Annotated in this window: 16 protein-coding genes and 1 pseudogene; 9 read left to right on the plus strand and 8 right to left on the minus strand. The window is 73.1% G+C overall.

The window, feature by feature from the left end; all coding sequences use genetic code 11:
• Positions 1 to 31: 31 nt before the first annotated feature.
• From FH609_RS17235 to FH609_RS17250, 4 genes and pseudogenes are all read right to left on the minus strand, one after another.
• The gene (locus tag FH609_RS17235) at positions 32 to 964 is read right to left on the minus strand and encodes an N-acetylneuraminate synthase family protein (protein WP_139668470.1); all 933 of its coding nucleotides are present in this window, start codon (positions 962 to 964) and stop codon (positions 32 to 34) included.
• Positions 961 to 2,199, minus strand: a complete 1,239-nt coding sequence (locus FH609_RS17240; RefSeq protein WP_139668472.1) for an N-acylneuraminate cytidylyltransferase — start codon at positions 2,197 to 2,199, stop codon at positions 961 to 963. The genes FH609_RS17235 and FH609_RS17240 overlap by 4 nt, the downstream gene beginning before the upstream one ends.
• A gap of 82 nt (positions 2,200 to 2,281) precedes the next feature.
• Positions 2,282 to 3,652 carry a DUF6716 putative glycosyltransferase gene (locus FH609_RS17245; protein ID WP_139668475.1) on the minus strand — a complete coding sequence of 457 codons (1,371 nt, stop codon included), beginning with the start codon at positions 3,650 to 3,652 and terminating at the stop codon, positions 2,282 to 2,284.
• A gap of 459 nt (positions 3,653 to 4,111) precedes the next feature.
• Positions 4,112 to 4,654: pseudogene (locus FH609_RS17250) on the minus strand (RNA polymerase sigma factor); the annotation flags it as partial.
• Between the two features lie 477 nt (positions 4,655 to 5,131).
• Here FH609_RS17250 and FH609_RS17255 point away from each other — a divergent pair.
• The 3 genes from FH609_RS17255 (at position 5,132) to FH609_RS17265 (ending at position 7,023) form a co-directional block, all read left to right on the plus strand.
• Positions 5,132 to 6,091, plus strand: a complete 960-nt coding sequence (locus FH609_RS17255; RefSeq protein WP_139668477.1) for an SPFH domain-containing protein — start codon at positions 5,132 to 5,134, stop codon at positions 6,089 to 6,091.
• Positions 6,037 to 6,291, plus strand: coding sequence for a hypothetical protein (locus tag FH609_RS17260; RefSeq protein WP_139668480.1), 255 nt, complete (start codon positions 6,037 to 6,039; stop codon positions 6,289 to 6,291). Before FH609_RS17255 ends, FH609_RS17260 begins: the two co-directional genes overlap by 55 nt.
• 72 nt (positions 6,292 to 6,363) lie before the next feature.
• A complete protein-coding gene (locus FH609_RS17265) occupies positions 6,364 to 7,023 on the plus strand; it encodes a VanZ family protein (RefSeq protein ID WP_139668482.1) in 660 nt (219 codons plus the stop codon).
• Between the two features lie 7 nt (positions 7,024 to 7,030).
• On the opposite strand, the gene FH609_RS17270 is transcribed toward FH609_RS17265, so the two are convergent.
• Complete coding sequence (locus FH609_RS17270; RefSeq protein WP_139668484.1) at positions 7,031 to 7,750, minus strand: TetR/AcrR family transcriptional regulator; 720 nt, start codon at positions 7,748 to 7,750, stop codon at positions 7,031 to 7,033.
• Positions 7,751 to 7,854: 104 nt separating this feature from the next.
• Between FH609_RS17270 and FH609_RS17275 the strand changes: the two genes are divergently transcribed.
• Positions 7,855 to 8,985: an FAD-dependent oxidoreductase gene (locus FH609_RS17275; RefSeq protein ID WP_139668487.1), complete on the plus strand. Its 1,131-nt coding sequence runs from the start codon at positions 7,855 to 7,857 to the stop codon at positions 8,983 to 8,985.
• Between the two features lie 64 nt (positions 8,986 to 9,049).
• On the opposite strand, the gene FH609_RS17280 is transcribed toward FH609_RS17275, so the two are convergent.
• A complete protein-coding gene (locus tag FH609_RS17280; RefSeq protein ID WP_139668489.1) occupies positions 9,050 to 10,648 on the minus strand; it encodes a beta-N-acetylhexosaminidase in 1,599 nt (532 codons plus the stop codon).
• Positions 10,649 to 10,858: 210 nt separating this feature from the next.
• Between FH609_RS17280 and sdhC the strand changes: the two genes are divergently transcribed.
• From sdhC to FH609_RS17300, 4 genes are read left to right on the plus strand one after another with little or no spacing between them, the layout of a single operon-like run.
• Positions 10,859 to 11,239 carry a succinate dehydrogenase, cytochrome b556 subunit gene (sdhC, locus tag FH609_RS17285; protein ID WP_122182230.1) on the plus strand — a complete coding sequence of 127 codons (381 nt, stop codon included), beginning with the start codon at positions 10,859 to 10,861 and terminating at the stop codon, positions 11,237 to 11,239.
• Positions 11,240 to 11,246: 7 nt separating this feature from the next.
• Complete coding sequence (locus FH609_RS17290; protein WP_122182231.1) at positions 11,247 to 11,708, plus strand: succinate dehydrogenase hydrophobic membrane anchor subunit; 462 nt, start codon at positions 11,247 to 11,249, stop codon at positions 11,706 to 11,708.
• Positions 11,709 to 11,736: 28 nt separating this feature from the next.
• Complete coding sequence (gene sdhA / locus FH609_RS17295) at positions 11,737 to 13,491, plus strand: succinate dehydrogenase flavoprotein subunit (RefSeq protein WP_139668491.1); 1,755 nt, start codon at positions 11,737 to 11,739, stop codon at positions 13,489 to 13,491.
• Positions 13,491 to 14,267 carry a succinate dehydrogenase iron-sulfur subunit gene (locus FH609_RS17300; protein ID WP_139668493.1) on the plus strand — a complete coding sequence of 259 codons (777 nt, stop codon included), beginning with the start codon at positions 13,491 to 13,493 and terminating at the stop codon, positions 14,265 to 14,267. The genes sdhA and FH609_RS17300 overlap by 1 nt, the downstream gene beginning before the upstream one ends.
• Before the next feature lie 372 nt (positions 14,268 to 14,639).
• Here FH609_RS17300 and FH609_RS17305 read toward each other — a convergent pair whose 3' ends face one another.
• Positions 14,640 to 15,434 carry an SAM-dependent methyltransferase gene (locus FH609_RS17305; RefSeq protein ID WP_139668495.1) on the minus strand — a complete coding sequence of 265 codons (795 nt, stop codon included), beginning with the start codon at positions 15,432 to 15,434 and terminating at the stop codon, positions 14,640 to 14,642.
• Between the two features lie 69 nt (positions 15,435 to 15,503).
• Between FH609_RS17305 and FH609_RS17310 the strand changes: the two genes are divergently transcribed.
• Positions 15,504 to 16,913 (plus strand): FAD-binding oxidoreductase, encoded by a 1,410-nt coding sequence (locus tag FH609_RS17310; RefSeq protein ID WP_139668497.1) that lies wholly within the window; start codon positions 15,504 to 15,506, stop codon positions 16,911 to 16,913.
• 18 nt (positions 16,914 to 16,931) lie between these two features.
• Here FH609_RS17310 and FH609_RS17315 read toward each other — a convergent pair whose 3' ends face one another.
• The gene (locus FH609_RS17315) at positions 16,932 to 18,803 is read right to left on the minus strand and encodes a serine/threonine-protein kinase (protein ID WP_139668499.1); all 1,872 of its coding nucleotides are present in this window, start codon (positions 18,801 to 18,803) and stop codon (positions 16,932 to 16,934) included.
• Positions 18,804 to 18,895 lie beyond the last annotated feature (92 nt).

Below are 18,895 nucleotides of genomic sequence, written 5' to 3' on the forward strand. Positions count from 1 at the left end.
CCTGTGGTCGGGTTTCGGCCGGGCCGGCCGGTCAGACCGAGGCGGGCTCGGGGGCGTTCTCGGCGCGCTCGGCGACCACGCCCCGCACCCGGCGCAGCTTCTTCATGGGGCCCAACTCGCTCTCGTAGACCCGCTTGACGCCGTCGCCCAGGGACTCCTCGATGGTGCGGATGTCGCGCACCAGCCGGGTCAGGCCCTGCGGCTCGACGGAGGCGGCTTGGTCGGAGCCCCACATGGCGCGGTCCAGCGTGATGTGCCGCTCGACGAAGACCGCGCCGAGGGCGACGGCGGCCAGCGTGGTCTGGAGGCCGGTCTCGTGGCCCGAGTAGCCGATGGGCACGTTGGGGTACTCGGCCTGGAGGGTGTGGATGACCCGCAGGTTCAGCTCCTCGGCCTTGGCCGGGTAGGTGGAGGTGGCGTGGCAGAGCAGGATGTTCTCGCTGCCGAGCACCTCGACCGCGTGCCGGATCTGCTGCGGCGTGGACATCCCGGTGGAGAGGATGACGGTGCGGCCGGTGGCGCGCAGCGCGCGCAGCAGTTCGTCGTCGGTGAGGGAGGCGGAGGCCACCTTGTAGGCGGGGACGTCGAAGTCCTCCAGGAACGCGACGGCCTCGGTGTCCCAGGGCGACGCGAACCAGTGCAGCCCGCGCTTGACGCAGTACTCGTTGATGGCGCGGTACTCGTCGGCGCCGAACTCGACGCGGTGCCGGTAGTCGATGTACGTCATCCGGCCCCAGGGGGTGTCGCGTTCGATGTCCCACTGGTCGCGGGGGGTGCAGATCTCCGGGGTCCGCTTCTGGAACTTCACGGCGTCGCAGCCGGCCTCGGCGGCGGCGTCGATCAGGGCGAAGGCGTTCTCCAGCTCGCCGTTGTGGTTGATGCCGATCTCGCCCGTGATGTAGACCGGGCGGCCCGGGCCCACGATGCGGTCGCCGAGCTGACGGAGCCGGTTTCCTGCGGTCATGCTGTCAGTTCCTTTCCGAGGAGCCACGAGGCGATCTCGCGGACGGCGCCCGCCCCGCCCGGCGCTGAGGTGACAGCGCGGGCGGCGGAGCGCACGACGTCGTGGGCGGAGGCGACGGCCACCGGCCAGCCGACCAGGTGAAAGCACGGCAGGTCGTTGACGTCGTTGCCCGCGTAGAGCACGCGCTCCGGGGCGATTCCTGCTTCCTCGCACCACTGCTTGAGCGCGAGGTCCTTCCGGTCGACGCCGTGCATCACCGGGATGCGCAGCTTGCGCGCCCGGGCGGCGACCACCGGGTTCTCCTCCGTGGACAGGATCAACAGGGGCATCCCGGCGCGGCGCAGGGCGGCGATGCCGAGCCCGTCGCCTCGGTGGACCGAGACGAGTTCCCGTCCCTCGGAGTCGACGAGCACCCGGTCGTCGGTCTGGGTGCCGTCGAAGTCGAGCACCACCGCGTCCACGTCGGCGCGGGTGGGCAGATAGTCGGGAAAGTGGGGGAAGCGCGCGTAGCTCTCCTGGTCGGCGGGCCGACCGGTGGCTATGGCGTTCCGCCCGCCGTCCAGCAGCGGGGCCAGCGCGCGGGCGCGGGCCAGGTCGTGCGGGTCGTCGATCTCCAACACCCGCGCGGGGTCGGCGCGCACGAGTTCGGTGCGGCCGAAGAAGCGGTGCCGCTCGGCGCGGAAGCCGTCGGCCCGCATGGCGTAGGCGGCGCCGGTCTCCAGCAGGTCCTGCGGCCGGTCCTGGCGGCGGGGGCGGTACGCCTTGTCGTGGTTGACGCCGTGGCCGCCGGTGGCGGCGGCCTCCCGCCAGACGTAGCCGTGGAACGGGGCGACGGTCAGCGCGGTGTCGGCGCCGTCGAGCACGGCGGCGGCGACGCCGTCGATCTCCTCGCGGCTGAGGAACGGGCTGGTGCACTGGACCAGCAGCACGACGTCGACCCGGACCCGGTGGCGCTCCTCGTAGACGCCCATGGCGTGCAGGACGGCGGCCTCGCTGGTCGCGGTGTCGCTGGAGATGTCCTCGGGGCGTTCGATCACCTCGGCGCCGGCGGCGTGCGCGGCGGCGGCGATGCCGGGGTCGTCGGTGGAGACGACCACGGAGGTCAGCAGCCGGGCGGCCCGACACTCCCGCACCGCGCGGGTGATCAACGGGGCGTCCCCGACGGGCGCGAGGTTCTTGCCGGGGACTCCTTTGGAGCCCCCGCGCGCGGGGATCACGGCCAGCACTGTGCTCATGGCTCACGCCTTCGTTGGTCGGTCGCGGGGTGTTCGGTCGCGGGGTGTTCCCTCGCGGGTGCGGTGCTCGGCGGGAGCGCGTTCACAGCTGCCCCCAGCGGCGGATCAGGGGGGCGACGCGCTGGGCGCCGGCGCGGTAGGCGCCGCGCGCGGTGCGGCGCAGCAGCTTGCGGGAGGCGGCGCGGAGGCCGGCCTCGGCGGCGGCGGTCGGCTGGTCGGCCAGCGGCTCGCCCTTGGGGTCGAGGCCGTGGCGGGCCAGCAGCCGGGGCAGGTAGCCGGGCGCGGTGCGCGGCGTGTAGTAGGGGGCCAGCGGCGGCAGTCCGGCGCCGGCCCGTCGTTCCAGCAGGGCGGCGAGTCGGCCGCGCGCGGTGGCGAAGCCGGTCTCGACGCCGGCGGCGTCCCGGGTGATGCCCTGGTCGGCGAGCCAGTCGGGGTCGGCGGTCGGCAGCGCGCCGTCGTCGATCTCGTCCCAGGAGGCGAGGCAGCCGGAGCCGATGAAGTAGTGGTTGCCCAGCGGCTCGCGGACGCCGAGGTCGGTGAGGACGGCGGTGGGTATGGAGCGCTCCAGCGACTCCAGGGCGGCCGTCGACGAGACCGTCACCAGCAGGTCGGTGCCGTCCAGGACCTCGCCCATGTTTCCGTAGGCGAGGCGGAAGTTGGGCGGCCACTCCTCCTTCTGGCGCTCGGCGAGGCGCTGGTAGGGAAGCTCCTCGATGTGGGTGGTGTGCTCGCTGGGCTTGCTGCGCAGCTTGAGCACCACCTCGCGCTCCGGGTGGCGCCGGGCGTGCGCCATGGCGCGGCCCAGGAGGTACGAGCGCTCCGCGCGCCCCTCGGGCACCGAGGGCTGGACGGCGAAGACGACGCGGGTGGGCCGCTCGCCGCGCTCGGCGGGGCCGGGGTCGTAGCGGGTGCCGCCGAGGAACGGGAGGGCGCACGGGGTGACGGACGCGCTGCCGGCGCCGACCCCGTCGTAGATCGCGCGGAACCGGCGCTCGTCGTACGGGCTGTTGGCGAGGACCAGGTCGGCGCCGTGGCGCAGCAGCAGGCCGTCGGAGAGCTTCTCGTAGACGACGCCCACATAGCCGGTGACGACGGCGGGGCGGCGTTCGACGCCGTCCCAGACGCGGGCCAGCCCGTGCAGCATGGCCTGGGTGGTGCCGCCGACGCAGGCGAGGACCAGCACGTCGAACGGGGGCAGCGCCGGGTCCCCGGCGGCGGCCCTGCGGCCCTGCTCGGCGAGGAACTCGACGGCGTTGACCTCGGTCAGCTCGTCGGCCTCGGCCCCCACCTCGGCCAGCTGCCGCTGGGTGGGCGTGGCGCGGCCCCAGAGCAGGAAGCCGTGGACGGCGGCCCCGGGGGCTATGCGGAGCGCCGTCAGGGCGCCCCACTTCCACCGGGTGTCGGAGTCCGCCAGCACGGCAACGCGGAGGGCGGCGGGGGATGAATCGGACACGTTCTGAACGTTAGGCAGCCGTTTCGAGTCGCGGACCAACTCAGCCACAACACGGCGTTAACAGCGCGACACAGAAACCCGAACTCACCTCGGGAGACGCCCCGTTCACCTGTGGGAACGTCGTTGTTCACCTTGTGGGAGCCGTATTTCCGCGCGGTGTTCACCCGGGGGTCGAGCCGCCTCGGGGAATTGTTCGGGGGCGGAGACGCGGTAACGGGAAAAGAGAAACCGGAAAACAGAAAAGGGGCCGCTTTGGCGGCCCCTCGCGGAAGAGACAAGGGCGGCGCGAGCGGGGCTGGGGGAAAACCACCCCGCCCGCGCCTGGGGCTCCCTGAGGTACGGGGGGGACCTCCGGGTTGAGCCCCTGTCGGCCGATGACCAGTCGGCCTGCTTCTTACTGCGCCGTAGCCCGCGTTTGCGTTACACACCGGCCGGCGGCGGTTCGGGTCAGGCGCGTTCCACCAGCTCGGCCAGGCGGCGCAGCCCCCGGTGGTTGGCGGTGCGCACGGCGCCGGGGCGCGAGCCGAGCAGCAGCGCGGCCCGCTTGGCGTCCAGCCCGAAGAGGGTGCGCAGCATCACGGCGCCGGCCTGCTCCTGCGGCAGCTCGGCGACCAGCTCGATGGTCCTGCTGGTGCCGAGCGCGGCGATGGCCTCCTCGGCCGTGTCGGCGGAGGACGGGAGGTCGACGAGCGCGGTCTCGTCGGTGCCGCACTCGCGGGGGCGGCGCCCCCGGGCGCGGAGGTGGTCCAGCGCGCGGTTGCGCGCGATTCGCGCGGCCCAGCCCCGGAAGCGGTCCGCGTCACCCTCGAACCGGTCGAGGTCGCGCGATATGTGGAGCCACGCCTCGGCGGTGACGTCCTCCGCGTCGGGCTCGGCCACGATGGTCCGCACATAGCCGAGTAACCGTGGATGCACGGCGCGGAAGACCGCGCGGAACGCGGCCTCGTCGCCCCCCTGGGCGGCACGCACCGCCTCGGTCAGCTCGCAGTCTGCCCCCTGCACTCCCGCCCCCTTTGCGGCGTCGCGCCGCACACTCGTTCCCTCGGTGGTAACTGTCTGTCCTTCGGTCCTGAACGCTACGCGTCCCCGGCGACCTCGTCCATGGCGCATCCGGCCGTATCCACGCGGTAACGGAAACCACGCCCGAAGCGCAGAAGGAAGTACGGATCGGGCCCGGTCGGGCCCGCGTCCGGCGGACAGCCGGGGTCTCTCCTGTGGGGGGTGGCGGCCCCGGCTGTCTTAGCGTGGCTGCCCAGCCGAACCCCGAACGCACCAGGTCGCACAGCGCTCTCACGCCTTTCGCCCGCGCGGTCTCGCGTTCTCCTTCGTTTGTCTTCGTTCTTCTTCGATCTTCTCGACTTCCCCGCCGCTTCTTCGCGTCGGATGGTCGGTTGTGGTCCCTGCCGGTGTCCCCATGGTTCCTGACGCCGCTACCCTTCGGCTAAAGTGATAGCACTTTGCTAGAACGGAGACGAGACCATGACGCGACGCGACACCCCGGCCGGACCGACCACGGCCGTTCCCGAACTGCCCGACCTGCCCGAGCCGTCGATCCGGGAGACCCCGGCGCACAGCATCCCCGGCGGGCTGGCCCTGCTGCTGACCTTCCTCGGCGTCCTGCTCGGCGGGGGCGGGATCGCGGTGGGCGGGGTCATGGCCGGGGACGGCCGGGTGGGCCTCGGGGTGACCGCGCTGGTGCTCGGCGCGGTGGTCCTGCTGGGCTCGCTCTTCCTGATGAGCGGGCTCAACATGGTCGCCCCCGGCGAGGCCAGGGTGGTGCAGTTCTTCGGCCGCTATGTGGGCACCATCCGCAGGGACGGCCTGCGGTGGGTCAACCCGCTGACCACCCGCGCCAAGATCTCCACCCGGGTCCGCAACCACGAGACCGCCGTGCTCAAGGTCAACGACGCCAACGGCAACCCGATCGAGCTGGCCGCCGTGATCGTCTGGCAGGTCCGGGACACCGCCCAGGCCAGCTTCGAGGTGGACGACTTCGTCGAGTTCGTGGCCACCCAGACCGAGTCGGCGGTGCGGCACATCGCCATCGAGTACCCGTACGACGCGCCGGGCGACGACGTGCTCTCGCTGCGCGGCAACGCCGAGGAGATCACCGAGAAGCTCGCCGCCGAACTGACCGCCCGCGTCAGCTCGGCCGGGGTGCGGATCATCGAGTCCCGCTTCACACACCTCGCCTACGCGCCCGAGATCGCCTCGGCCATGCTGCAACGCCAGCAGGCCGGCGCCGTGGTCGCCGCGCGCGAGACCATCGTGGAGGGCGCCTGCGGCATGGTCGAGGCGGCGCTGGGCCGGATCAGCGAGCTGGATCTGGTCGAGCTGGACGAGGAGCGCAAGGCGGCGATGGTCTCCAACCTGCTGGTCGTCCTGTGCGGCGACCGCGCGCCGCAGCCCGTGCTGAACACCGGGACCCTGTACCAGTGACCGGGCGGCCCGCCCGGAAGCAGGTGCTGCTCCGCCTCGACCCGGCGGTGCACGAGGCGCTGGCGCGCTGGGCGGCGGACGAGCTGCGCAGCACCAACGCGCAGGTGGACTATCTGCTCCGCCGGGCCCTGCGGGAGGCAGGACGCCTGCCGTCCGACGCCCGCCCCCCGGCCCGCCGGGGCCGCCCGCCGGCGGAGTAGAGGGGGCGTGCCGCCGCCACCCCCGGGTAAGCGACCGTTCACACTTCTCGCCCACCGAGAGGGGAACGGACCATGGCACCCTTCCCACGCTTCCGTTCACCACGAAGCGAAGCGCCGCAGGCAGCCGAGCCCGCCACCGGGCCGACCGAGCCCGCCACGGCACCGGCCGCCGAGCCGGCCCCGGACGCCCCGGGCGTCCGGGCCCCGCTCCTCCAACGCCCCGGCGCGGGACCGGTGTTGGCGCGCTGGCTGGTGCTGGGCTGCGCCCTGGTGCTGATGGTCGCGTTCGCGGTCGCGCTGGCCCGGGTCACGCTGGTCCCCTCGCCCGGCTCGGCCGAGCTGATCCACACCAACCTGCGGCCGGGCCGTTCCATCGCCACCTACCTCGACCAGCCCGACTGGTTCGAGTCGCTGCGCCAGATCGGCGGCAACGTGGTGCTGGGCGTGCCGTTCGGCGTGCTGCTGCCGATGCTCTTCCCGCGCTTCCGCGGGCTGGCGCGGGTGACGCTGCTGACCGCGCTGGTGATGGTGATGGTCGAGGCGGCGCAGGGCTCGATCGTGGAGGGGCGGGCGTTCGACGTCGACGACGTCATCCTCAACACCTCGGGCGCGCTGCTCGGTTACCTGCCCGTCGGCCGCCGCCTCGGGCGGGCGCTCCACCCGCGCCGCGCGCACTGGTGGCACCGCTGGACCCGGCGCGACGCCGAGCAGCCGCCGCCCGGCCGCGCCTGAGCCGACGTCAGCGCTCGGCGGGCGGGTACCGGGCGGCGATGCCGGCCAGGACGAGGTCGAGGCCGGCGAGGAACTCCGCCCGGTCGTCGTGGGTGCGCATCTGGTCGGCGACGGCCCGGGTGAACGGGTAGGCGCCGGCGTCGAGTTCCTTCCACGCCCGGGAGGTGGCGTCGAGGACCGCGCCCCGGTCCGTCTCGGGCGCGGCCGTCCTGGCGTTGGCCGCGTTCAGCCCGGCCGCGCCGAGGATGTAGTGCATCAGCGCCGAGGTCGCCGTGAACCAGTGGGCCTCGGGCACGCCGAGCGCGGCGACCTGCCGGCCGAGGGCTTCGAGCACGCGCGGGGCCACCGACCGCCACGGGCTGAGGGAGAGCTGCGCCGCGATGCGGCCGGCGAGCCAGGGGTGGGCGTCGATCGTGTCGAAGAGGCCGAGCGCGACGGCGTGGATCTCCGCGCGCGGCGCGTCGGCCGCGTCGGCCGCGTCGGCGCGCCCCGGGGTCGGGGTCAGCGCGGCGGCGAGCACCGCGTCGGTGGCGGCGTCGAGCAGTTCGCCCTTGTTCGCCACGTGCCAGTAGATCGCCCCGGGGCCGGTGGCGAGGCGCTCGGTCAGCGTCCGGAAGGTGAGGCCGCGCTCGCCGGCCGAGTCGAGCAGCTCGACGGCGGCCTCGACGATGCGCTCCCGGCTGAGCGCCTCGGCCCGCCGTTCCGTTCTGCGGGTGCGTGGTGCCATACCTCACTTTGACACATCTGGAACGTCGTTCCACCATGGGACTGGAACGACGTTCCAACCCTTGGCCGCCCTCCGGACGGTCCGTCCCGAGCGGAAGGAGACCGATGAACACCCCCGTCACCATCGTTGGCGCCGGACTCGGCGGCCTCGTGCTGGCCCGCGTGCTGCACCTCCACGGCATCCCCGTCACCGTCTACGAGGCGGAGCCCTCGCCCACGGCGCGCGCCCAGGGCGGGATGCTCGACATCCACGACGACTCGGGCCAGCCGGCCCTCGAAGCGGCCGGCCTCACCGAGGAGTTCCGGGCCATCGTGCTCGCCGGCCACGAGGGGACCCGCGTCCTCGACCGCGCCGGCACCGTTCTCTTCGACGAGCCCGACCACGGCGTCGGCATCCGCCCCGAGGTGATGCGCGGCCGGCTGCGGCAGGTCCTGCTCAACGCGCTGCCGCCCGGCACCGTCCGCTGGGGCCACAAGGTCGGGTCGGTCCGCGCCCTGGGCGGCGGCCGCCACGAGGTGACCTTCGCCGACGGCACCACCGTCACCACCGAGCTGCTGGTCGGAGCCGACGGCGCCTGGTCGCGTGTGCGCCCGCTGCTCTCCGACGCGAAGCCGGCCTACGTCGGCACCACGTTCGTGGAGACCTTCCTGCACGACGGCGACGCCCGGCACCCGGCCACCGCCGAGGCCGTCGGCGGCGGCTCGCTGCACGCGCTCGCGCCGGGCCGAGGCATCCAGGCGCACCGGGAGGCCGGCGGGACGCTGCACGCCTATATCGCGCTCAACAAGCCGCTGGACTGGTTCGACGGCATCGACTTCGCCGACGCCGAGGCCGCCGCCGCCCGGATCGCCGCCGAGTTCGACGACTTCGCGCCGGAACTGCGGGCGCTGATCACCGAGGGCGACGGCGCGCCGATCCGCCGGCCGATCCACACCCTGCCGGCCGGGCACCGCTGGGCGCGGGTCCCCGGCGTGACCCTGCTCGGCGACGCCGCGCACCTGATGGTGCCGTCCGGCGACGGCGCCAACCTGGCCATGCTCGACGGCGCCGAACTCGGCCGGGCGCTGGCCGCGCACCCCGACGACGTGGAGGCCGCGCTCGCCGCCTACGAGCGCGACCTCTTCGCCCGCAGCGCCGAGGCGGCGGCCGAGGGCGCGGACGTCTTCCGTCTCGTCTGCCGCGACGACGACGCCCCGCACGGCCTGCTGGCCATGTTCACGGGCGCCGCCGCCTGAGCCGGGGCCGCCGCCGCCTGAACCGACGCCGCCTGAGCCGGGGCCGGGGCCGGGGCCGGGGGGCTCAGCCCGCCGTCACCCGGTCCGCCAGCTCGGTGAACTCGGCCCAGTCCAGCTCGGGTTGGGCCGGGTCCCAGAGCTTCTGGGCCACCGCCCGCAGCGGCCCGACGATGCCGGCGGCCACCTCCTCCTGGGTCTGCGCGTCGGCCAGGTCGCCCCAGACGGCGAACCGCCCGCCCGGCACGTCCTCCGCGTTGCGGAACTCCTCGGGCACCGGCTCGCTGCCGCGCACCACGTCCGGCGTCCACTCCTCGTAGATCCGCTCACCCGTCGGATAGGTGAACTGGTTGGGCTCGCCGAGCACGTAGTAGAGGTACTCCGAGTTCATGTTGATCAGCGGCCAGCCGCCCTCCAGGTACTCCACCGGCTCCCTCGCGCCGACCTCCCGGCCGGTCCAGTAGGTCACCTCGCGCTCCTGGTCGGGCTGGACCTCGCCGCCGGCGTGCATCCCGTCGTTCCACACCTGCGGCGTCTTGCCGGCGTCGCGGGCGGCGTCGGCCCGGTCGTTGAGCCAGCCGGTGGCCAGGTCGGTCACGGTGGCGTCGTCGCCGAACCGTTCCCGCGCCGCCTCGGCCAGGCCCGGGTAGGCCGCGTCCGGGTCGCTCTTGAAGAGCGCCGCGTACTCGTCGCCGCCCAGGTGGAAGTAGTCGCTGGGGAACAGCTCCGCGTACTCGCGCAGCAGGTCGTCCACGATCTCCCCGGCGTCCGGGTTGGCGATGTCGATGGCGCCGGGCGTCGCGCTGCCGTCCCGCTCGCGCAGCTGGAGGTCCGGGTGCGCCGCGAGGACCGCGCCCAGGTGTCCGGGGGAGTCGATCTCCGGGATCACATCGATGTGCAGCGACTGGGCCAGTCGGATGAGGTCGCGCACCTGGTCCTTGGTGAGGTGGTCCTCGGAGACGACCTCGGGGTGGGACTCGCTCTCGATCCGGAAGCCCTGGTCGTCGCTGAAGTGGAGCTGGAGCTGGTTGAGCTTCAGCTCCGCCATCTCGCGCAGCCGCGCCTCGATCCACTCGGCGTCGTAGTGCTTGCGGGCGATGTCCAGGCTCAGGCCCCGCTGCGGCCGGTCGGGCCGGTCCTCGACGGTGCCCTGGGCGATGCCGCCCTGGTCGCGCACGGCCTGGGTCAGCGTGACCGTGCCGTAGAACGCGCCGGCCGGCGTCTCGGCGGTGATGGTGACCCGCTGGTCGTCGGTTTCCAGCCGGTATCCCTCGGCGCCGCAGTCCGCGTCGCGGTCCAGGACCAGCTCGACGTCACCGGCGCCCGGGTCCTCGTCGGAGCGCTCGACGTCCAGCTCGTCGGCGAGGCGGTCGGCCTCGTCGGTCAGCGGCCCGTCCGGGTCGGTGACCACCCGGGTGGAGTCGGCCGGGGCCCAGCCGGGCCCGGGCGCCTCCTCGAAGGAACGGACCGAGGGCACCGTGCGGGGCGCCTCGTTGGGCCCGGTGGGCAGGGGGGTCGCGGGGGACTCGCCGACGCCTCGGGGTTGCCGGGTGCCGGCGGAGTCGTGGGGGTCTCCGGAGGGGCTGGTGGCCGTGAGGACCAGGGCCACGGCGATCAACGCCACCGCTCCGGCCAGTGCGGCTATTCGCCAGGGCGCTTGTCGCATATTCCGAAGGTAACCGCTGGTCATCAGCTGGCAAACGGATGACAGGGATGCCGGATTTATCGCCCCCACAGCCCCCCGGGCCAAGCCGGCCGAAACGCGTCGATACCATGTGCGCGGCCGGTGGACCATACCCGGCCGGGCCGACCGAAGGTCCCGAGGACCGGCGTCCACGGGCAGGCCCGACGTGAATCGTGTGCGAAGGGTTCTTCCGTGCCGGCAGGAACGTTGTACCGCGGCCGGGAAGGCATGTGGTCATGGGTGGCGCACCGCGTCACCGGTGTCCTCATCTTCTTCTTCCTGTTCGTCCATGTGCTGGACACCGCTCTGGTCCGAGTCTCCCCCGAGGCCTATGACGACACCATCGCGGTGTACAAGACGCCCGTCGTGGCCGTGATGGAGTACGGCCTGGTCGCCGCTGTGCTGTTCCACGCGCTGAACGGCCTGCGGGTGGTGGCCGTCGACTTCTGGTCCCAGGGCACCCGCTACCAGAAGCAGATGCTCTGGACCGTGGTGGGCCTGTGGCTGGTGCTGATGGCCGGCGCCGCCTACCCGGTGCTGGGCCACGCCGTCCGCGAAGTGTTCGGGAGCTGAGATCACCATGAGCGCAGTGAGTTCCGTGAGTGCCTCCGAGGGCACCAGCCCCGACAACCCCGCGCCGCTGATCGAGCCGCCGCGCGCCAGGACGGCCCGCACGCCGAAGGCGACCCGCACCAACTTCGAGCTGTACGGCTGGGTCTTCATGCGGCTGTCCGGCATCGTGCTGGTGGTGCTGGTCCTGGGCCACCTGCTGATCCAGCTGGTGCTGGACGGCGGCGTCAGCAAGGTCAGCTTCGCGTTCGTGGCCGGCCGTTGGGCCTCCCCGTTCTGGATGGCCTGGGACCTGATCATGCTCTGGCTCGCCATGCTGCACGGCGCCAACGGGCTGCGGACGATCATCAACGACTACGCCCAGCGGGACGGCACCCGCTTCTGGCTGAAGATGCTGCTGTACACGGCCACGGTCTTCACCGTGCTGCTGGGCACCCTGGTGATCTTCACCTTCGACCCGAACATCCGCTGACGCACCGGGGCTGACGAGGCATTCGACCATGCAGATCCACAAGTACGACACCGTGATCGTCGGCGCCGGCGGCGCCGGGATGCGCGCGGCCATCGAGGCCACCAAGCGCAGCCGGACGGCGGTCCTCACCAAGCTCTACCCGACCCGCTCCCACACCGGCGCGGCGCAGGGCGGCATGGCCGCCGCCCTGGCCAACGTCGAGGAGGACAACTGGGAGTGGCACACCTTCGACACCATCAAGGGCGGCGACTACCTCGTTGACCAGGACGCGGCGGAGATCCTGGCCAAGGAGGCCATCGACTCCGTGCTCGACCTGGAGAAGATGGGCCTCCCGTTCAACCGCACCCCCGAGGGCCGGATCGACCAGCGCCGGTTCGGCGGCCACAGCCGCAACCACGGCGAGGCCCCGGTGCGCCGCTCCTGCTACGCGGCCGACCGCACCGGCCACATGATCCTCCAGACGCTGTACCAGAACTGCGTCAAGGAGGGCGTGGAGTTCTACAACGAGTTCTACGTGCTGGACCTGCTGCTCAACGAGGTGGACGGGCAGCGCCGCACCGCCGGCGTCGTCGCCTACGAGCTGGCCACCGGCGAGCTGCACGTCTTCCAGGCCAAGGCCGTGGTCTTCGCCTCCGGCGGCAACGGCAAGTTCTACAAGGTCACCTCCAACGCGCACACCCTCACCGGCGACGGGCAGGCCGCCGCGTTCCGGCGTGGACTGCCGCTGGAGGACATGGAGTTCTTCCAGTTCCACCCGACCGGCATCTGGAAGATGGGCATCCTGCTCACCGAGGGCGCGCGCGGCGAGGGCGGCATCCTGCGGAACAAGGACGGCGAGCGCTTCATGGAGAAGTACGCGCCCGTCATGAAGGACCTGGCCTCCCGCGACGTGGTGTCCCGCTCGATCTACACCGAGATCCGCGAGGGCCGGGGCTGCGGCCCCGACGGCGACCACGTCTACCTGGACCTCACCCACCTGCCGCCCGAGCAGCTGGACGCGAAGCTGCCGGACATCACCGAGTTCGCCCGCACCTACCTGGGCATCGAGCCGTACACCGACCCGATCCCGATCCAGCCGACCGCGCACTACGCGATGGGCGGGATGCCGACCAACGTGCTGGGCGAGGTGCTGGCCAACAACACCGACGTGGTGCCCGGCCTCTACGCGGCCGGCGAGGTGGCCTGCGTCTCCGTGCACGGCGCCAACCGCCTCGGCACCAACTCCCTGCTGGACATCAACGTGTTCGGCCGCCGCGCCGGCATCGCCGCCGCCGAGTACGCCGCGACCGCCGACTTCGTCGAACTGCCCGACGAGCCGGCGAGGTTCGTCGCCGACGAGGTGGAGCGGATGCGCGACGCCACCGGCAGCGAGCGGGTCACGGAGATCCGCCAGGAGTTGCAGGAGACCATGGACAAGAACGCCATGGTGTTCCGCACCGAGCAGACCCTCAAGGAGGCCCTTGAGGACATCACCGCGCTGCGCCGCCGCTACCGCAACGTCTCGGTGCAGGACAAGGGCCGCCGCTTCAACACCGACCTGCTGGAGGCCCTGGAACTGGGCAACCTGCTGGAACTGGCCGAGGTGTTGGTGGTCTCGGCGCTGGCCCGCAAGGAGTCCAGGGGCGGCCACTACCGCGAGGACTACCCCAACCGCGACGACGTCAACTTCATGCGGCACACCATGGCCTACCGCGAGGTGGACGCCGAGGGCAACGAGTCGATCCGGCTGGACTACAAGCCGGTCGTCGTCACCCGCTACCAGCCGATGGAGCGTAAGTACTGATGGCTACCCCGACTCTGGAGAAGCCCGCCGCGCAGGCGGGCGCCGACCACCTGGTCACCGTCACGTTCCGGATTCGCCGGTTCAACCCGGAGGTCTCCGCCGAGACGCACTGGCGAGACTTCGAGATCGCGATCGACCCCAAGGAGCGGGTGCTCGACGCGCTGCACCAGATCAAGTGGCACGAGGACGGCACGCTGACGTTCCGCCGCTCCTGCGCACACGGGATCTGCGGCTCGGACGCGATGCGGATCAACGGCAAGAACCGGCTGGCCTGCAAGACGCTGATCAAGGACATCACGCCCATCAAGGACGGGGTCGCCACCAAGCCGATCCTGGTCGAGCCCATCAAGGGCATGACGGTCCTCAAGGACCTGGTCGTCGACATGGACCCGTTCTTCCAGGCGTACCGGGACGTGATGCCGTTCCTGATCACCTCGGGGAACGAGCCGACGCGCGAGCGGCTCCAGTCGGCCGAGGACCGCGAGCGGTTCGACGACACGACCAAGTGCATCCTCTGCGCCGCGTGCACCTCCTCCTGCCCGGTGTTCTGGAACGACGGGCAGTACTTCGGGCCGGCGGCGATCGTCAACGCGCACCGGTTCATCTTCGACTCCCGGGACGAGGGCGGCGAGCGGCGGCTTGAGGTGCTCAACGACAAGGACGGCGTGTGGCGTTGCCGCACGACGTTCAACTGCACGGACGCGTGCCCGCGGGGGATCGAGGTGACGAAGGCGATCCAGGAGGTCAAGAAGGCGCTGATCACGCGCAGGTTCTGACGGAGCCCCGCACCCGACTATGCGCCGTGGCCACCCCATCACCGTTGTCGTCTGCGGCCCGCCCCCCATGCTTCGCGCAGTTCCCCGCGCCCCTGAACGCCCACCCACCCCAGGGGCGCGGGAAGCAGGCGACGGTCCGCAGACGACCACGCACCGTAGCAACCCCGCACCGTCCTCGCCTGCGGCCCGGCACACATACTTCGCGCAGTTCCCCGCGCCCCCCAAGCGCCCACCCACCCAAGGGGCGCGGGGAACTGCGCGAGCAACCCTCGACGGACCTGAAGACGACCACGCGCCGTGGCCACCCCCGCACCGTCGTCGTCAGCGGCCCGCAGACGACCCCGCGCCGTGGCCACCTCCGCACCGTCGTCGTCAGCGGCCGCGCAGCACCAGCGTGACGAAGCCGAGCACGCCCCGGTAGCCGCCGAGCCAGCCGGCTCGGTGCTCGGCGGCGTCGGCCGCCGCCTCGGCGGCCCTCGGGTGGTCGGGATGATCCAGCGCCCAACCGGCCAGCGAGCCGGTCCAGTTCCACTCGTAGTCGTCCCACTCGGCGAGCGTGGAGACATGCCCGTACACCGGGGTCAGCCCGGCGGCCTGGCAGAGGTCCACCACGCCGGCCAGGTCGGTGAAGTCCTCCCGCTCCGCGCCGAGGCCGGCCAGCGCGGCCGGCGTCGGCTCCCGTTCCCAGAACCCCTCCCCCACCACCAGCCGCCCGCCCGGCGCCAGCCGGCCACGGGCGGCGGCCAGCGTCCGTTCCAGGCCGCCGAAGGCGTGCGTCGCGCCCACGCACAGCACCGCGTCGAACGCGCCGCGCGCGGCCTCGGCCGCGTAGCCGGCGGCGTCGCCGGCCACCAGCGTCAGCCGCTCGGCGACGCCGCGCCGCGCCGCCTCGCTGGCGGCGCCGGCCAGCGCGTCGGCGTCCACGTCCACGCCGACGGCCGTCGCCTCGGGATCGGCCGCCAGCGCCCGCACCAGCCAGGCCGCCTGCCCGCAGCCGAGGTCCAACAGCCGCTGGCCGGCCGGTCGTTGACCCGCCGCGCGGCGGTCCGCCTCGCCCAGCGCCCGGCGAAGCAGCGTGGCCACGGACGGCTCGTCGAGCGGCGCGGCGATCGGGTGCTCGGCATGGGTGATCAGATGGCGGTGGTACGGCGTGTCGTCGGCGCTCATGGCGGAAGCCTGGCATGGCGTCCGGCACACGGCATGGGAATTCCCTGGTCCTGATGCCAAGCTGCGGTCATGAGCACCGCAGACGAGAAGACCGCGACGGAGACCCCGAGCGAGACCACCGTTGTCGCACGGCTGCTGGCGGCGCTGCCGGCCGACGCCGTGCTCACCGACCCCGATGTGACCGCCTCCTACGCGCACGACATGGCCAGCTTCTGCCCGGCGGGCCGACCGGCCGCCGTGGTGCTGCCGCGTTCCGTCGAGCAGGTTCAGGAGGTGCTGCGGATCTGCCACGCGCTGCGGGTGCCCGTGGTGCCGCAGGGCGCGCGGACCGGCCTGTCGGGCGCGGCCAACGCGGTGGACGGCTGCGTGGTGCTGTCGCTGCTGCGCATGGACCGGGTGCTGGAGATCGACCCGGTGAACCGGATCGCGGTGGTGGAGCCCGGCGTGGTCAACGCCCACCTGTCCCGCGCCGTCGCCGAGCACGGGCTGAACTACCCGCCGGACCCGTCGAGTTGGGAGCAGTGCACGATCGGCGGCAACATCGGTACCGGCTCGGGCGGGCTGTGCTGCGTCAAGTACGGGGTGACGGCCGAGTATGTGCTGGGCCTGGACGTGGTGTTGGCGGACGGGCGGTTGCTGCGGACCGGGCGGCGCACCGCGAAGGGCGTCGCCGGCTACGACCTGACGCGGCTCTTCGTGGGCGCCGAGGGCACGCTGGGCGTGGTGGTCCGCGCGGTGCTGGCGCTGCGGCCCGCGCCGCCGCGCCAGCTGGTGCTGGCGGCCGAGTTCGGCTCGGCGGCGGATGCCGGGGACGCGGTGGCGCGGATCATGGCCGCCGGGCACACGCCCTCGCTGCTGGAGCTGATGGACGGCACCAGCGTGCGGGCCGTCAACCGGCTGACGAGGATGGGGCTGCCGGAGTCCACCCGGGCGCTGCTGCTGGCCGCGTTCGACACCCCGGAGGCGGCCGACGAGTTGGCGGCGGTCGGCGAGCTGTGCCGGGCCTCGGGCGCGAGCGAGGTGGTGCCGGCCGAGGACCAGGCCGAGTCGGAGATGCTGCTGGCCGCGCGCCGGGCGACGCTGCCGGCGCTGGAGGCGGTCACCGGAACGACGATGATCGACGACGTGTGCGTGCCGCGCGACCGGATGGCCGAGCTGATCGACGGGATCGCCGCCATCGCGGAACGGGTGGACCTCACGATCGGCGTGGTCGCGCACGCCGGCGACGGCAACGCGCACCCGACAGTCTGCTTCGACGCCAACGACCCGGACCAGGCGGCCAGGGCGCGGGCCTCGTTCGACGAGATCATGGCGCTGGGCCTTGAGTTGGGCGGCACCATCACCGGCGAGCACGGCGTCGGGGTGCTCAAGCGGGAGTGGCTGGCGCGGGAACTCGGCCCGGTGGGCGTGGAGTTGCAGCGCTCCATCCGGCGGGTGTTCGACCCGCGCGGCATCCTCAACCCGGGCAAGGTGCTGTGACGCCGCGCGGCGCGCCGTTCAGGGCAGGTACCAGCGCTGCCGGTCGTCGCCCTCCTCGCAGGGCTTCATCACGGGCTGCTGGCCGGCACCCTGGCTGGTGAGACATGCGTTCGAGAAACTCTTGAGGATGTGGGCGTCGCCCGAGGGCTGGATGACGCCCCAGGGGACGGCGAAGGAAGTGGGACCCAGGATGGCGCCCTGCGGGGAGGCGGTGCTGGTGGTCAGGATCTCGCCGTCCGCGGTGCAGAGGTGGAAGTTGTTGTCGTTGAACGCGGTGGTCCGCGCCCAGCCCCGGCTGGTGTCGCCGCCGGAGATCACCGCGCCGCCGGCCCGGGGCGTGCTGTCGGCCAGGCCCAGCGGGAGTCCGTCGGCCACGTTGACGATCTGGCCCCAGTTGGCCCCGCCGCAGCCGTCGGGCGGGCCGTCGCCGCCACCGGAGGAGGAGCCGGAACCGCCGCCGGAACCGGAGCCCGACGAGCCGCCGCCGGAGGACGAACCGCCGCCGCCCGAGGAACCGCCGCCGCCCGAGGAGCCGGAGCCGCCCGAGTCGCCGCCGCCACTCCCGCTCCCGTCGCCGCCGCCGCCCGCGCCGGCGGAGTCCTCCGCGTTCTCGGCGTCCTCCCGGCCGTCGGCCTCGGGCTCCTCGCCGGGCTCCTCGTCCGGCTCGCCGTCGCCGTCCTCGTCGCGCGCCTCCTCGGTCTCCTCCGGGTCCTCGGCCTCCTCCGGGTCGCCGGGCTCGGCGTCGGCGTCGGCGGTGGACTCCTCGGGGGCCGGCGTCTCGGGCCCGCCCGCCTCGGTGCGCCAGGGCAGCCGCTCGACATAGACCAGCGTCAGCGTGCCGACGACCAGGAGCAGCGCCAGCAGCAGCGGCAGCCCCAACAGCGCGCCCCAGCGCCGCCGTTCGGGCTCCCGTTTCTTCTTGTCCCGCTCGTCCGACGGCTTCTCCGCGTCGTCCTCCGGCTCCCGGCCGCGCTCGACCTCGACGATGGCGCCCGCCCCGCCCGCACCCCCGCCGTCGTCCGCGCCCGGGTCCTCCTCGTCCAGGGGCCCGCCGGCCGCCACCCGGCGGGCGGCCGCCGCCATCGCGGCGGCGTCGGCGAAGCGGTCCTCCGGCGCCTTGGCCAGCGCCCGGGTGACAAGGGCCCGCACGGGCCCGGGTATCTCGGCCGGCAGCTCCGGCACCGGCTCGCGGACCTGCTTGAACAGGATCTCCACCGGCGAGTCCCCGGTGAACGGCAGCTCGCCGCTGAGGAGTTGGTAGCAGACCACGCCCAGCGCGTACTGGTCGGAAGCGGGCACGGCGCCGCGCCCCTCGGCCTGCTCGGGCGCCATGTAGAGGGCGGTGCCGATGACCGAGCGCCCCTCGGTGATCTTGGTGCCGGCGGCCGGCCGGGCGATGCCGAAGTCGGTGACGGTGACCCGGTCGCCCTCGCGCAGCATCAGGTTGGACGGCTTGACGTCCCGGTGCACGATGTCCCGGACGTGCGCGGCGTGCAGCCCGTCCAGCGCCTCGGCGGCGATGGCCAGCACCCGCTCCGGCGGCAGGGTCCCGTGCTCGTCGAGGACCGCGTCCAGCGGGCGCCCCTCGACCAGCTCCATCACGATGAACGCCACCCGTTCCTGGCCGTCACCGTCACCGTCCTCGACGGCCTCGCCGTAGTCGTGGACGGCCACCACGTTGGGGTGCTTGAGCGCCGCGAGCACGACCGCCTCGCGCCGGAAGCGGGCCCGGAACCCGGCGTCCTCCAGCAGCTTGGGGCTCAGGACCTTGACCGCGACCTCGCGCGCGAGCACCTCGTCCTGGGCCCGCCACACGTCGCCCATGGCGCCGCCACCGATCCGCCCGGTCAGCGTGTACCGGTCGTTGAGCCGCGTCCCCCGCCGCACCATCCCGCGTCCCCCGAAAGCTCGTTGAACCTACAACCGACGGGCATTGTTCCAGAGGGTTCCTGACGCCCCGCCAGCACGCCACCCCGCCCCGC

It is taken from the genome of Streptomyces sp. 3MP-14 (genome assembly GCF_006334905.2).
Classification (GTDB): Bacteria; Actinomycetota; Actinomycetes; order Streptomycetales; family Streptomycetaceae; genus Streptomyces; species Streptomyces triticirhizae.